Origin of the sequence: Hungatella hathewayi WAL-18680 (assembly GCF_000235505.1) — a bacterium.
In the GTDB taxonomy this organism is placed as follows: domain Bacteria; phylum Bacillota; class Clostridia; order Lachnospirales; family Lachnospiraceae; genus Hungatella_A; species Hungatella_A hathewayi_A.
On the sequence record NZ_JH379028.1, the window covers coordinates 238,914 to 253,699 of the forward strand.

A 14,786-nucleotide genomic window follows, 5' to 3' on the forward strand; every position below is an offset into this window, starting at 1 on the left:
CACCGGCATGCTGGCTGCTGACACCGGAGGAGTGAGGCTGGGACTTGCGAACCTGGCAGGGAAGAGCGGTCCTCTGTCCGGCGAGAAGTACTATGATAAGGATGCGGCGGCGGGCGGAACGTCGTGGATGGAGTACCGGCTGAAATACGGAGGTGTGCTGCCATACCGGTATTTCATGGAATACAGCGGCATCCATGTGGCGGAGACGAAGCAGTTTGAGTATGAAATCGGTTACTGGTTCGGAGTGTCGGAGAGTGATTATACCGATACGGCGGATGCGGTAGTGGTCCGGTAGACAATGGCGGGGATGAACAGAAGCATGGAGAAGAGCAGAAAGAAAACAAATAGGCTGGACCGCAGCAGGAAACTAAACGGATTTCTGGCTGTGGCGGGCCTGGTAACAGCAGCCAGTCTGGGAATCTGCACCATCGTGGCAGTCTGGGGCTTCCCAGCCCCGATCCAGGCGCAGATCGATATCCAGCCGGATAAAAATGCCCGGACAGGAACCCTCCACGCCGGAGAAATCCAGGAGGTAGCCGCCGGAGATTTCTGGGTGGTGATGAACCAGCTGCCGACGATGGAGGAAGGAAGCCGTGACTGCAACATAGAGTATGAGAATCCATCCACCAACCATTACAGCGCCAGAGTCAGTCTGTATTCGAAGGAAGACGGAAAACTGCTGGGAAATACCAGACGGGTGGATCCGGGAAACTATGTGGAGACCATCCCGCTGAAGAAACAGCAGCTTCCCGGAGAATATCCGGTGACAGTGATGCTGGAGCTGTTTGAGGAGAAGACACCGGTGGGGAACCTTTCCATCGACATTACCTTAAGAGTTCTTGAAGAAAAACAGTGAGCCGGACATGAAGAAAGAGCAGAAAAGAGAGAGAAGCAGAATGCGAGAAAGAAGAAACAGACTGAATATCCTGGTAGTGGCTCTGGCGGCAGTCTTCTGTATGGCGGTGGTGGCAGGAGCCGGATATTTTGTCTATGCCAACAGCCAGTCTGTGGAGGCATCCATCCCCCGTCTTCAGGCGGAGGGGAATGTAAAAACCGGAACTTTGAATGACCCGGAAGGCCGCCAGAGGGAGCTGGACGCCATTGTGGAAGAGGGAATGGTGGCATTCTCCATTAACGCCACCCCTTACATACAGGATGGGAAGGGCAAAGCCAATTTCATGATAGAGAACCCGCCGGGAAATGGGAACCGCTTCACGGTAAGTATCAGCCGGGATGACACCGGGGAGGAAATCTACCGCTCCGGGTATATCGAACCGGAACAGTATATCGATGAAGCCCCGCTGGATGTGGAACTTCCCAAAGGGGAGTACGCCTGCACGGCCAGCTTTGATACATACCGGCTTGGTGAGGATATCTACATTGGACGCGCGGCGGCAAAAATTACTCTGTATGTGCTGGAATAACGGCAGAACAGTGGATAAAACGAAGACAGAAACGAAAGGTACACGGGACATGAGTGCAGGTGCAGGAAGAAAAAAAGAACATGCGGGGAAGAACCGGAGATTTACAGCGGCCGTGCTGGCCCTGGGGCTGTTCTGCATGGCGGGAGCGGCGGCCGGCGTCTATTTCAGCCGGAGCCGGCCGGCGGAGAAGACCGCCGGCCTGGTATATGAATCTAACGTAATCATGGGAGATATCCCCGGAAAGAGCCTGGAAGAGCGCCAGCGGGAGCTGGATTCTGTGGTGGAGGAGGGCATGCTTGCCATGTCCATGAACGCCACCCCGTCAGGCCGGGCATCGGGAGCGGACCGGAACATCAACTGGCTGATCGAAAACCCGTCCAACCAGGGGAAATTAATTCGTGTGGAGATAACCCGGGATGACACGGGAGAAAAAATCTATGAGACCGGAGCCATCCCGCCGGGAAGCTATGTGGAGTCAGCGCCCCCGGATACCAGACTGGAAGCCGGAAACTATGACTGCACGGCAGTCTTCCTGGCCTACCGGGAGGACAGCGAAGAATACGTGGGGCAGGCGGCGGTGAAGATCAAGCTGACGCTGCTGGAATGAAAGGGGGAAGGGAACATTGAGAAAACTGGGAGCCTGCCTGGCGGCAGGCATGATTATCCTGTACGCGTTCCAGAGGGATGCCCCGCCAGCCTATGGAGAAGTGCTGTCAGGAACGGCGGCCGAAATGGGAACCCTGGAGTTCCCCGTTGACGAATCCTCAGCAACTGCAAAATCCGAGCTGCGGGGAAAAATCAAGGTGGATTTAATCTCCGTGGAACTGCCGGCCGGAGGGTTTGAATTCAACATCGACACCACGGAGCCCTTCAGCCCGGAACGCCCCGGAGAGCAGATACAGAGCCCGGTCATCCGCGTCGCCAACCACTCGGTGGTACCGGTGAAGGTAGAAATCTCCCAGGTAGCCGAAATCGGCGAGGAGGACATCCGTTTCTCCCCCAAGTTCGGCAATGGGCCTGAGCAGAAGTTCCAGCTTCTGGACAAAGTATCGAAAGTGGGAGACCCCGGAACCGCCATCCTGGTGCTGGGAGCCAGCGGTGTCTCATACAGCAGTGAAGCGGATTTCGAGCAGTATGCCCTCCTGCCAGGAAGAAGAGACATATTTGTGGCAAGAATCGAGGCAAACGGAAGCACGGACTTGAACTTATACGGAAAGATATCACCGGACTTCTACGGAGAATACGAGTTCACCGTAAGCCCCACTCTGAAAATCAGTACAGTCAACGCGGCTGATTGATAGAAAGCAGTAATGAGAAAGAGCAATAAAAAATCAAAAGGATTCAGGAGGAAGAGAAGATGAATAAGAAAATGAAGAAAACGGCGGCCCTGGCACTGGCCGTAGGGATGGCAGTGACAGGCAGCATGGCGTCCTATGCGTCGGGCCTGGCAAATGCAACAATCGAAGATGTGGCAATATCAACCTCAAATGCCGCAGGAACGGTAGGAGGAAGCCAGAACTCCGTCCTGACAGGAACCATCAAAGTAACAAGCATCAGTGTAAAAGTACCGACAGCGGCCGCCTTTGAGATGAACCCCAACATGACAGTGACAGACCCACAGGTCAACCGGATCACAGCCCAGTCCGGTGAGTACAAAATCACCAACACATCTACGGTCCCCATAGACGTCAGCATCACGGCAGTAGCCACAAATGCCGCAGGCGGCTTCACCAACGATGCCACAAAACTGACGGGAACTGGAAACGATAAGAAGGTAATGTTTGCAGTGAGAAAGTCAACCGAAGCTGTCCCAACCAGCGCGGCCGGAGACAAGACAAAATGGTTCGACCCGGATGCCAATTATGGAACCACCCCCTACAAGGTAAGCACCACAACTGGTGACAATACCTTGGCGGCCAGTGCCGTGCTGGAGATGAAACTGTATGGCGCCACCGTACAGGGCTGGTCAAACAATGAGACGTTCACTGTTACCCCAACCTTCACCATATCCGTACACTAACCACAACGGAACCATCAGAAAGGAGACAACCAATATGGCAACCAGAATCCCATGCACCCCCTTCGGAAAGAAAATGAAAATCGCCATGGTAGAGCAGGACATCCCCCAGCAGGAGCTGGCCAGACGCCTCGGCATCGCCAACTCCACCGTCAGCGACATCATTTACGGCCGCAACCAGTGCGAGCGCACCAAAGAGCGCATCGCCGAGACGCTGGGAATTAAAGGGTAGGAAATTAAAAACAAGAAACGATTTTTCAGAGTTCCCATAACAGACAACATTATGGGAACTCTATTATTTATAAAAATATGATTGCATACAAAAGTACGATGTGATATACTAAACCCATTCACACAGAGTATCACTCTGTGAGTATTCTTCGGCGCAAGCCGTTGCGGCCAGTTCGGCCAGAGTTTCACACATTTGGAAGTTTCAAAGCTAGTTACACAGTCATTTACAACCGGTTATTTTGTGATATCCGGGAAGAGAAGGGGGAGGGATGCCTTATGCCAGTTATTTGCCGATAAACGATTGCAATCAGACAAATAAGACGATATAATGGAGGTATCAAGATGGCGAATCAAATGCCAGAAATGCCGGTAGTGGCAGACCGGAAGTATAAGGACCGGGTATTCCGGGCCGTGTTTCAAGAGAAGAAGGATTTGCTGGAACTCTACAATGCACTCAGAGGTTCCGATTACACGAATCCGGAGGATTTGGAGATAAATACCCTCGAAAATGCCGTGTATATGAAGATGAAAAATGATTTATCATTTCTGATAAAAGGGGAGCAGAAGCTCTATGAACATCAGAGTACAATCAATCCCAATATGCCGCTTCGGGGACTCTTTTATCTGACGGACCTGTTTCGAAAAATGATAGGGGAAGAAGGAAGAAAGCTGTATGGAAGCGGCAGAATCAAAATACCGACCCCTTATTACGTGGTATTTTACAACGGAACCCAAGACCAGCCAGACCGCCAGGTCATGAAGCTTTCCGATTCTTATACGGTAAAAGGAGAAGAGCCGCCGTGTCTGGAGATGACAGCGCTGGTCCTGAATGTAAATCTGGGGCACAACCGGGAGTTAATGGAGAAATGCAGGAAATTGCAGGAATATGCGCAGTTTGTGGCGGCGGTCAGACGATACCATGAAAAAGACGCAGATTTGACCACAGCGATTAACCATGCGATTGATGAATGCATTCAAAATAACATCCTGGCGGAGTTCCTGATCAAGAACAGGGCGGAGGTAATGGATATGTTATGGTATGAATACAACGAAGAAGAACACATCGCCAGTGAGAAGGAAATCAGTTTTGCGGAGGGAGAAACTGCTGGAAAAATAAGAGGAAAAGCAGAAGATATTTTGGAACTGCTGGAGGATTTGGGAGAGATACCACAGGAACTGCAGGAAACCGTCTTAGAGCAGCAGGACCTGGAGATTTTGAAGGCTTGGCATAAACTTGCCGCTAAAGTTGAAACAATTGGAGAATTTGAAAGTAAAATGAAGTTATAATTGAAAAATGTTATATCTGCGTCATGGAAAAAATTGCCAGAGGAATTTGAGTTAATCTTCTTGCAATTTTTTCCATTTCCATTTAAAGTAGAAGATATTACGGAATTTTACGAAGGAGGTTTTTTTGATATGAGAGAACGCAAAATTATGGGATTGACGCCGGAAATGCTGGAGCCATACCGGGAATATCTGATGGATGAGGAGAGAAGCCGGGCTACGGTGGAAAAATATTTGAGGGATGTGAGAAAGTTTCTGAAGTATCTGGGGGATGACGGGGGAGTGGATAAGGAGAAGGTGCGGGGATTTAAGATGGAGTTGATGGAGCATTATAAAATCAGCAGTGTGAATTCCATGCTGGCGGCGGTGAACAGTTTTCTGGGATTTGCGGGGAGAGAGGATTTGAAGGTGAAACTGCTGAAGGTGCAGAAGGCGGTGTACAGCAGGCCGGAGAGGGAAATGACGGAGAAAGAGTATGAGGGATTGGTGCGGACGGCAAAGCGGCTGGGGGATTTGAGGATGAGTATGCTGCTGCAGACGATTGGCAGCACGGGGATTCGAATCAGTGAGTTGAAATTCATCACCGTGGAGTCCCTGGAGACTGGGCGGGCGGAGATTTATAATAAGGGGAAGTCACGGGTTGTATTGCTGCCGGTGGAGCTGACCAGGCTGCTGAAGAAATATTGCAGGAAGGCAGGAATCCGCATCGGAAGTATTTTTATCACCCGGCAGGGGAATCCTCTGGACAGAAGCAATGTGAGCAAGAAGATGAAGCAACTGGCCAGGGCGGCGGGAGTGGACGCGGCTAAGGTATTTCCCCATAATTTCAGACATCTGTTTGCCAGGACATTTTATAATATCGAGAAGGATGTGGTGCGGCTGATGGATTTGCTGGGGCATTCCAGTATCAGTACGACAAGAATTTATACTATGACGACGGAAGAGCAGCCGAGGAGGCAGATGTCGCGGATGCGGCTGGTGCTTGGATAGCCGTCGGGTGACGGGACAGGAAATCATTTCATAAAAAAATACCCCATAATATCCATTATGCGGTATCGTGTATCATGATGTGAGGAATTCTTTCCTCACGATATAGTCTATTATACCCACTTTCGTAAAAATTGCAAGGTTTAAAATGGAAAAACCTGCAAAATCAGAAACGAAATCCGTAAAAATGTGGGTATACGGGCGGGAGAGACCGGTGGTTCGGCTTTAGGGCTGAAACCGCCTATTTGTCGTTTCCAGAATCATAGCCCCTTGGGTTATCTCTCCTGGAACTTAAGGGAAAATGAGGGGAACAGGAGCGGACGCCATCTGTTTTTGAGCCTAAAATCTTCCCTAACCCTTTTGAAACGCCGATGCAATACCACATAGTGGATATTATGGAGTAAAGAGAGGTGCCAGTTCGTGGAGACGGCCGAAAGCAAAGGAAAATCCCGGAAAAGCCGGCGGAAAGACCGGGAGAAACGAAACAGGAAGCCATCCCATTTTTCCACGGTCCGGTTTGGGGGCTTTGAGGAAGGACAGATCATCTGTTACCTGTGGGAAATCGTGAAGGCCCTGGAAGCAGAACGAACTGCCGATGCGCGGGGAGCGAACGGATTACGGGAGCTGGAGAAACGGATGCGTGGCCGTGTGAGGGTTGAAATGCGGCGATATTTCGTAAGACGACGAGCGAGAGGCATCCGAATCCTGGCCGGCATCGTTGCGGCAGCGCTGGGGATAGGAAGTTTGTTTTTCTTTCTCATAGGAATTGACCATGTGGCGGGGACGTCCATGTATCCCTATATCAATGACGGGGACTGGATTGTATACAGCCGTTTGGGCGGGGAAATCCGCCGGGATGAAGTGGTGGTATTTGAAAAAGGTGGGGAGACATTCGTGAAGCGAATCGCCGGGCTTCCGGGAGATAAGGTGGAAATCAACGGGGCTGGCAGCCGGGTGGTAGTCAACGGAGTCCAGGTGAGAGAGAACTATGTGACCCTGACGGATACCGGAAAAGGGGAGCCGGACGATAAGATGGGGGCGCCGCAGACCGTGATGAACGGGCAGTATCTGGTGCTTGGAGATAACCGGGCGGTGTCCATAGACAGCCGGGACAGCAACATTGGAACGATAGCGGAGGAAGCAGTGCTTGGCAGGGTGATATTGATTGTCAGGGCGGGAGGATCATAGAAAAAACGGAGTTGGATAGCTAAGAAACCGGAGGAGTGCAGGAGATGAGTCATTTTAGATTACATACGAAATGGAATGGAAAGGAACGTCAGAACTATCTGATTATGGGGGCAGTCTGCCTGCTGGCCGTGTGCGGTGCAGGTTATGCGGTTCACAGTTTTGGCATCGTCAGCGCCAAGAGCCGTGAGATGGTGGTGATTCAAACCGAAGATGAATTTCAACAGTATCTGCTGGATGAGGAGAGTGACGGTTATAACCTGAATGGGAGATATCAGCTGGATGCCGACCTGGATTTGAGCTGGATGGAGACTTCCGTCGGTACGAATGTGGAGCCATTTACCGGAAGTCTGGATGGAAATGGGCATGTGATAACCGGGCTTTCGAGGCCGCTGTTTGGAGTTCTTGAGGGAGCGGAGGTGGAGAACCTGTTTTTTAGCAATGCCGTGATAAAGAATCCCGTTACCTATTATGATGGGGAACATTATGTGGATGGATATGGTGCGCTGGCGGCCTATGCAATACGCTCATCGATTCGAAATTGTGGAGTGAATGGGGAGATTCATACGGCGAGACCGATGGAGACGGAGTATCTTTTGGAGAAGGCCAGTCCGTCGGAGGCGGAGGAATTCTGGGGGCCAGGAGTACTGGAGACGACGGGCGTTGCGGGAACCTTGGAAGAGGAAAAAGGAACAGCCGGAGGAAATGGAGCAGGAGGGCCGGGATTGGAGACTACGGCGGGGCCTGGCGCTGAGATAGAACATACTGATGTGACAGAATCTGAAATAGACCAGGAAGAACAGGATGCCGCACAGCCATCAGGGGAAGAGACATCCGCGGTCGGTCAGGAAAGCAGTTCTACATATCCGGATGGAAATGAGAATACATCCACTGACGTGGCAGTAGAAGAAAGTGGACATGATGGCGGAAGTGGGCCGGCGGAAATCCAACCGACAGAGACGGGAGGAACGGCAGCCAAGCCGACAGAGACGGGAGGAGAGGCAGCCAAGCCGACAGAAGCAGGGGGAGAGGCAGCCAAGCCGACAGAAGCAGGAGGAGAGGTAGCCAAGCCGACAGAAGCGGGAGGAGCGGAGACAAAACCGGCAGAAACAGGAAAAGTGGAAAACCAGCCGGTCGAATCAGGTAAGGTAGAAAACGAAACAGTCGAAACAGAAGGCTTGGGAGCAGAGAAAGCAAAATCGGAACTGGTACAGGCAGAGGCAGTTTCTAATCCAGTGAACGCAAAAACTGCAATGGCAGAAACAGTCGCCTGCCGCCCTGTCCTTCGTCAGATGCTGATGATGAAGGAAGCCACCATCATCAATACCGGCGTCGAAGACCTTTCGGAAGCAACCCCCTCCGATGCCACGGAGGATGGCCCTTCAAAGGCCACTCCCTCTGATGCGGAGAACATAAAAGAAGATACTAAGCATACAACAGAATCGCAGAACTCTGAAGAAGAATTCCAATACACGGGCAATCCGTTTGGAGACATCTGCATTCTGGTAACCGCAGACCGCATTACGGCAGGCGCCCTGATCGCTGAGACAGCGGAGGAAACTCTGGTTTCCAACTGCTTTGCACTGGCCACCATCAGTTCTGACGTAGAACATGTGGAAACCTATGCCGGCGGACTGGCCGGAATCCTTGGGGCCGGAACCAGAATTGAAAACAGTTATGTCTCCGGCCTGTCAGACAGTACCGGCGTGACTGGTGGATTTGCCGCTGTCAACGAAGGAACCATAGAGGATTGCTATTCCACAGTGACTGTCGGTGAACAGGGTACAACCCGCGGAGCGTTTACCGCATTGGGAAATGGGAAGCTGAATGGCTGTGTTTATGACCGGCAGATGGCCTGTGTCAGTGAGGAAGAGGCGTTATCAGAGATGGAAGAGACGCCAGTGGCGACAGAGAGCGAAGCGGGTCAGGAGGAAACCTACTCCCTTATCGGACTCAACACCGTAGATATGATTGGACACGAAGCCCGGATTCCCGGTAATTGGTATACAACCGAGCAGGCTTATCCGCAGCTTTCATATTTTGCGGAGCAGGAAGCGGAAATGGTGACGACAGGCTCGAAAGTGTCAGTCATCGCGCTGATACTGCCAGATGGCTGCACCCTTGCGGATGCCATAAAAGGGGAGGAACTTTTGCTGCCTACCCAGATTGACGGACAGGAAATCAACTGGGCGGCGGAAGGGGATATCAGGATTGATGAACATAACTACGTCAGGAACGGGGAGACACAGGCAGTCTCAGAATAATCCAAACGCTATACGGGGAGACAACAGATGTACGAGAAGCAGGTAAATGAAACGAAGAAAATCAAAAAAAGATACATAGGACTTGTCATATTTCTGTCAGCCTGTTTGCTGGCAGGAACCTTCAGCCCGATGAAATCAATGGCCGATGAAAGCACAGGAGCTGTGGAAAGTACGGAAACTGTGGAGATCATGGAAACTGTGGAAATCACGGAAACTGTGGAGATCATGGAAACTGTGGAAAGCACGGAAACTGCGGAAAGCACGGAAACTGTGGAAAACACAGAAACTGTGGAAATCATGGAAACCGATGAGACCACGGAAACCACAGAAACCACAGAAAACAGTGCAGCCATAGAACCGTCATCAGGTAATTCCAGTATCACGGCGGAAATCAACGGTTACAGCAGAACCTATATGGTTAACAGCAGGGCGGCTGCCGTCACAGTGACTGCCTGGAACTCAGCAGTCACCACATACGGGTGGGATGAGACATTTCTGCGAAACACCGCCATGCCGCTGCCTGACGGAACGGAAAGTCCGGACCGGAAAATGCTGGAGGGCGGAGACGGAAGCAGCGAATCCCAGGCATACATCATCAACAGCCCGGAAGCGCTGGCCTGGTTTGCCTATATGGTAAACACACAGAACAGCGCCTACGGAGCCAAATGCGTCACTTTGGGAGCCGACATTGATTTGTTTGGGCAGACCTATTCCGGCTATGAAGGAACCGTGTCTTCCGATACGATTGGAAGCGCAGTCATATGGAATCCCATTGCATTCGGTTCCAGTTACTCAGGCACTTTTGACGGCGCAGGACATACTGTGGACAACATGTATCTGCCATCAAGTTTGGGAGCCAATACCCGTGGTCTGTTTGGCACCGTTGGTTCTGCCGGGATTGTGAAAAATTTGACGGTAAAGGGAAGCAATTCCGGAGTTCGGATTGGCGGAGGAATATCAGGAGCATGTGCCGGCCAAATCACGCAGTGCTTTAACTTTGTGACAGTCGGTGTGAACAGTGATCATAACCGCTGGAGCGGCGGAATTACCGGACAGCTTCAAGCCGGAGGAAGAATCAGTTATTGTGCAAATTATGGGTTGATATCAGATGGTAACTGGACCAATACCATGTGCACTGGTGGAATAGTGGGTAGAGCAGACAATGGGAGTATCATTGAATATTGTTTTAACAGTTCCAAGATAGTGCTTACGACCAGTTACTCCAACAACAAAAATAATAGTGGATATATTGTATCACCTTATGGTTTTGCCGGTACAGTCGTCAGCTGTTACTATAATAATTCCGTTACGTATGGAAGTGGAGAGAGACCCCCTTCCGTTGTAATGAGCGAGGTGACAGGAAAGACGGAAACCCAGTTAAAGACCTGGGCGGCGGCTTTCGCTTTGAACGGCCAAAAGATGGATGGCTCCTGGCAGTATACCGAGGGCCAGTTCCCAAGAATCGGCAATCTTGATGCAGCCACCTGGGAACAGGTGGGCCAGGGGATGATCGACGGTTTTATCACAGCGGATATCCCGACCGGTGACGCCACATCCGGTTATACGATTGACACCCCCGAAAAGCTGGCCTGGTTTGCACTCCAGGTAAATACCGGGGCCGACACCATAGTGAATGCGGCATTGTCTGCCAACATCGATTTGATGGGCACCAAATATGGTGGAACTCCGGGCCTTCCCATTCGGTGGAACCCAATTGGCACCATTGAGAATAAGTATCTGGGAACCTTTGATGGGGCAGGTATGGTAATCGCGAACATGAGAGTGGAGGAAAAGGGCGTTGGAGGCATGTTTGGCGTTGCCGGAGACGGAATTGTTATAAAAAGACTGGGTCTGGATGCTACCTGCTCTGTGAAGGTTGATGAAAAGGAGGCTGATGATACGAGGCATGTAGGCGCTGGCGCTTTTGTAGGGTTGATAACGCAAGGAAGCGATAAGGATGAAGTGTTGATTGAGAACTGTTACAGCCGGGCATCGATTGACACTAAGATAGAGTTCACTGGCTCATTCATCGGCTATTTAGACTATCTACCTAATGGTGTTGGGGATTATCAAATCAGGAACTGCTTTGCAGCCGGACCGCTTACAAGTACTTCTGGTACAGGCGGACTTGTAGGAAAGTTCAATCAGGGAGAGAAGCCGAAGTCAGGGATAAGAAATTGTTATTGGGATGAGAATGTGACGGGCACAAGCTGGGCTATGTGTACAGACTCTGGCAGCACCAATCTGGTGGCAACAACCAAAAAGACCACAGCTGAAATGAAGAGTGATGACATGATAGCCCTGTTAAATGCCGATTTATCCACTCCCATCTGGACGCGGAGCGATGACAAAAACAACGGATACCCATCCTTCAATATCACCCCTCCTGTCACCTACGCGGACTGGGAAGCCGTAGGCGCAGCCGTATCGGCCCCGTCCTATGGCCATGCCGCAAGCGCTATCACTCCGGGGACACCAGGCAATCCCTATTTCATCAAAAGCCCGGAGGACTTAGCCTGGTTTGCCAATCAGGTCAACAATGTGGAAGGCCAGACTGGCTTATGCGGAAAGCTGATGGTGGACCTCAATCTGTACGGTTCCGTCTATAACGGAGAAAATGCCTACGACTCCACAAACGACCCGTCACTGGACAAAGCGCTTCCATGGGTACCCATTGGCAAGTCACAGGATGCTGGAAAAGGCTATACAGGAACCTTTGACGGAAACGGACACACGGTTTCCGTCATAAAAACGAAGGAGACAACATCCCAGATGGTGGGCTTATTCGGAATTCTCGGAAGCAACGCCAATATTAAGAATCTTGGAATAGGAAAAGGACCTGTCCGTTTAAAAGGTCTTTATACAGGAGGAATCGCCGGCTATATTGAGGGAACAGGCGTAACTCTGACCGGCTGCTGGAATGAAGGCACTCTGACCGGCGTGGGAGATGATGCGATCGGAGGAATCCTTGGAAACAGTGGGGCCAGTTCCAACAATCTGGTTATAAACGGCTGTTATAATATTGGAACCGTCAACAGCAGTACGGCTTCCCGCCTGGGAGGAATTGTTGGAACTCTGACATCTGTGACAAATGGAACGATGACTGTCCAAAACTGCTATAACCAGGGAACGGTAAATGGAACCTATCCGAATGCTGTAGCAGGAGGAATCGTTGGGGTACTGACTGCAACCGGTACTGTGAAGCAGTGCTATCAAGCCGGTGAGATGACTGCGGCGAATGTAAATGCAATTGTTGGCATCAAGAATGGTAACATGGAACACTGCTTCTATGATACAAGCTATACGCCAACAGATACCGCAGCCACAGGAATCTATCACACAAACTTTGCCACATGGGGAGCGGCATTCGGGCTGAATGGAGAGAGTCTGAGCCAGATGGGAGACATTTCCTGGACTTATGAGAGCGGGGAGTATCCAACCTATGGAACTCTTTCAGGGGCGGAAAGCTGGGATGATGTAGGGCGTGCGGCCGAGCAGGGATTTATCACATTTACCAAACCGAATACGGTACCATTCAAGCTGGGAAACGCATTGGATTTGGCCTGGTTTGCGTGGAAGATCAATCATGGATATGCGTTAAGTAATACGGTATTAACGGCGGATATTGATCTATTTGGCGCAGAGTATACCGGTTATACAGGGGAGAAGACCATAGAAAATATCGATAAGGCTTTGAAATGGAAACCAATCGGATCAAGCACATATTCTTTCAAGTATATTTTTGACGGCGGAGGACATCACATCACCAGTCTCAATGTCTCGGAAACCATGTATGCCGGACTCTTTGGCATATTTAACGGCGCCACTGTGAAAAATATAACAATCCAGTCAGGAAGTGTCGTTGGTGGAAACCGTGTGGGGGCTTTGGCAGGAGCCATAGACGGAACGACGATTGTGGAAAACTGTCATAATGCCGCCGCAGTTAATTCTACGCCTGCATCCGGGACGGTTGCCTGCAATTCAGGAGGACTGCTTGGAGCAACGATAGAAAGTTCCAGTGCCATTACGCTGACAGTCAAAAACTGTTCCAATAGCGGGAATGTCGATGTATACCGGGAAGGCGGAGGGATCCTGGGCAACATTAATTACCCAAATGTAAGTGTAAAGGTTACCATAGAAAACTGTTGGAACAGGGGAGATATTACCCAACGGGGGAGTCAGGCAGGATATGCAGTAGCCGGGTTTGGCGGAATTCTGGGTTCCAGTGGCAACGGTAATACCACGACGAAAATTATGAATTGCTATAATGCAGGAAATATCAGCACGGTGCAGACGGAATATGAAGACAGATGCAAAGCTATTTTTGGAAAAGGTAGTACGGCGTCACTTTCCAATTGTTATTATCAAAGTGATTTGAATGGAGCTGTTGCAAATGATAGTAACACGGTGGGACTGACAAAAGAACAACTCCAGTCTTGGCCCGCCGCCTTTGCCTTAAACGTCCAGAGCATAACCGGTCCTTGGAAATACACGGAAGGCCAGTACCCGGATTTTGGAACCCTGGACCCGGCCGGCAGCTGGGAACAGATTGGCGAGGGCATCGAGTGGGGATTGATTAAGGATAAGAAACCATCGGTAGGAGATGGAAGCGATGGTTCTCCATATCAGCTTTCCACACCGGAGGCGCTTGGCTGGTTTGCCTACAAGGTGAACAGCAGTACGGACAATCAGAATTGGAATGCGGACTTGACGACGAATATCAGCCTTGTGGGAACGGCCTACGGAGGCCAGGACGATTCCCCGATACCATGGATACCGATTGGTACCTATAACGGAGTGGATGAGACGAAGGGATACGGCGGAATCTTTGGAGCCGGCCATCAAAAGGTTTATCAGATTCAAAAACTTTACATCAAAACAACCGGTCTTGACCGGCTGGGGCTGTTTGGACAACTGATAGGCACGGCAAAGATATCTGATATCGGCATGGTGGATGCCGTGATAGAAGCAGCAGGAGATGGAAGTGCTGCGTCAGCTGGAAGTATCGCCGGCCGGATGATGGGAACCGGGACGGTAATATCCAGGTGTTACAGCCGGAATGCGGAAATTCATGCGGGTGGAATCAATGGAGGAATGGCAGGCGGACTCACCGGAGGAATGAATAATAGTTCCACGATTCAGGATTGTTACACCATGGATTCCAGTATCATCAGTGAGGCGACCGTGGCAACTGCGTCGGCATTTGCGGCGTCAGGAATTGCCAGCAGTATTACGACTGGAAGTGTGATAAAAAACTGTTATACGGCGGGAAATACGTTGACAGCCACAACCTATGGGGGAGGGGCGGGAAACACATACTCCATCGGAAACACGATAGCAGATATCACCGTGTGTTATAGCGATAACATTTCCACATCAGAAGCGGGCAAGGTC

The 14,786-nt window shown here is 50.8% G+C and carries 11 protein-coding genes and 1 pseudogene; all 12 read left to right on the forward strand.

Going from position 1 to position 14,786, the window contains the following annotated elements; translation table 11 throughout:
• Positions 1-295: hypothetical protein (locus HMPREF9473_RS16975; protein WP_006781410.1), on the forward strand; the 295-nt coding region annotated here is incomplete at its 5' end.
• A 24-nt stretch (positions 296-319) separates the two neighbouring features.
• On the forward strand, positions 320-856 hold the full coding sequence (locus HMPREF9473_RS16980) for a hypothetical protein (RefSeq protein ID WP_006781412.1): 537 nt from the start codon (positions 320-322) through the stop codon (positions 854-856).
• 40 nt (positions 857-896) lie between these two features.
• The gene (locus HMPREF9473_RS26405; protein WP_242830854.1) at positions 897-1,424 is read left to right on the forward strand and encodes a hypothetical protein; all 528 of its coding nucleotides are present in this window, start codon (positions 897-899) and stop codon (positions 1,422-1,424) included.
• A 49-nt stretch (positions 1,425-1,473) separates the two neighbouring features.
• A complete protein-coding gene (locus tag HMPREF9473_RS26410; protein ID WP_006781416.1) occupies positions 1,474-2,031 on the forward strand; it encodes a hypothetical protein in 558 nt (185 codons plus the stop codon).
• A gap of 16 nt (positions 2,032-2,047) precedes the next feature.
• Positions 2,048-2,722, forward strand: a complete 675-nt coding sequence (locus HMPREF9473_RS16995) for a hypothetical protein (RefSeq protein WP_006781418.1) — start codon at positions 2,048-2,050, stop codon at positions 2,720-2,722.
• A 59-nt stretch (positions 2,723-2,781) separates the two neighbouring features.
• Positions 2,782-3,444 carry a hypothetical protein gene (locus HMPREF9473_RS17000; RefSeq protein WP_006781419.1) on the forward strand — a complete coding sequence of 221 codons (663 nt, stop codon included), beginning with the start codon at positions 2,782-2,784 and terminating at the stop codon, positions 3,442-3,444.
• 34 nt (positions 3,445-3,478) lie between these two features.
• The gene (locus HMPREF9473_RS17005) at positions 3,479-3,673 is read left to right on the forward strand and encodes a helix-turn-helix domain-containing protein (protein WP_006779534.1); all 195 of its coding nucleotides are present in this window, start codon (positions 3,479-3,481) and stop codon (positions 3,671-3,673) included.
• Positions 3,674-4,014: 341 nt separating this feature from the next.
• Complete coding sequence (locus HMPREF9473_RS17010) at positions 4,015-4,959, forward strand: hypothetical protein (RefSeq protein ID WP_006781420.1); 945 nt, start codon at positions 4,015-4,017, stop codon at positions 4,957-4,959.
• A gap of 129 nt (positions 4,960-5,088) precedes the next feature.
• Positions 5,089-5,946: a tyrosine-type recombinase/integrase gene (locus HMPREF9473_RS17015; protein WP_006781421.1), complete on the forward strand. Its 858-nt coding sequence runs from the start codon at positions 5,089-5,091 to the stop codon at positions 5,944-5,946.
• Between the two features lie 417 nt (positions 5,947-6,363).
• The gene (gene lepB / locus HMPREF9473_RS17020; RefSeq protein WP_006781422.1) at positions 6,364-7,131 is read left to right on the forward strand and encodes a signal peptidase I; all 768 of its coding nucleotides are present in this window, start codon (positions 6,364-6,366) and stop codon (positions 7,129-7,131) included.
• Between the two features lie 44 nt (positions 7,132-7,175).
• Entirely contained in the window at positions 7,176-9,392 is a 2,217-nt protein-coding gene (locus HMPREF9473_RS17025) for a ZmpA/ZmpB/ZmpC family metallo-endopeptidase-related protein (protein WP_006781423.1), read from the forward strand.
• A 27-nt stretch (positions 9,393-9,419) separates the two neighbouring features.
• Positions 9,420-14,786 (forward strand): annotated as a pseudogene (locus tag HMPREF9473_RS17030) (hypothetical protein); the annotation flags it as partial.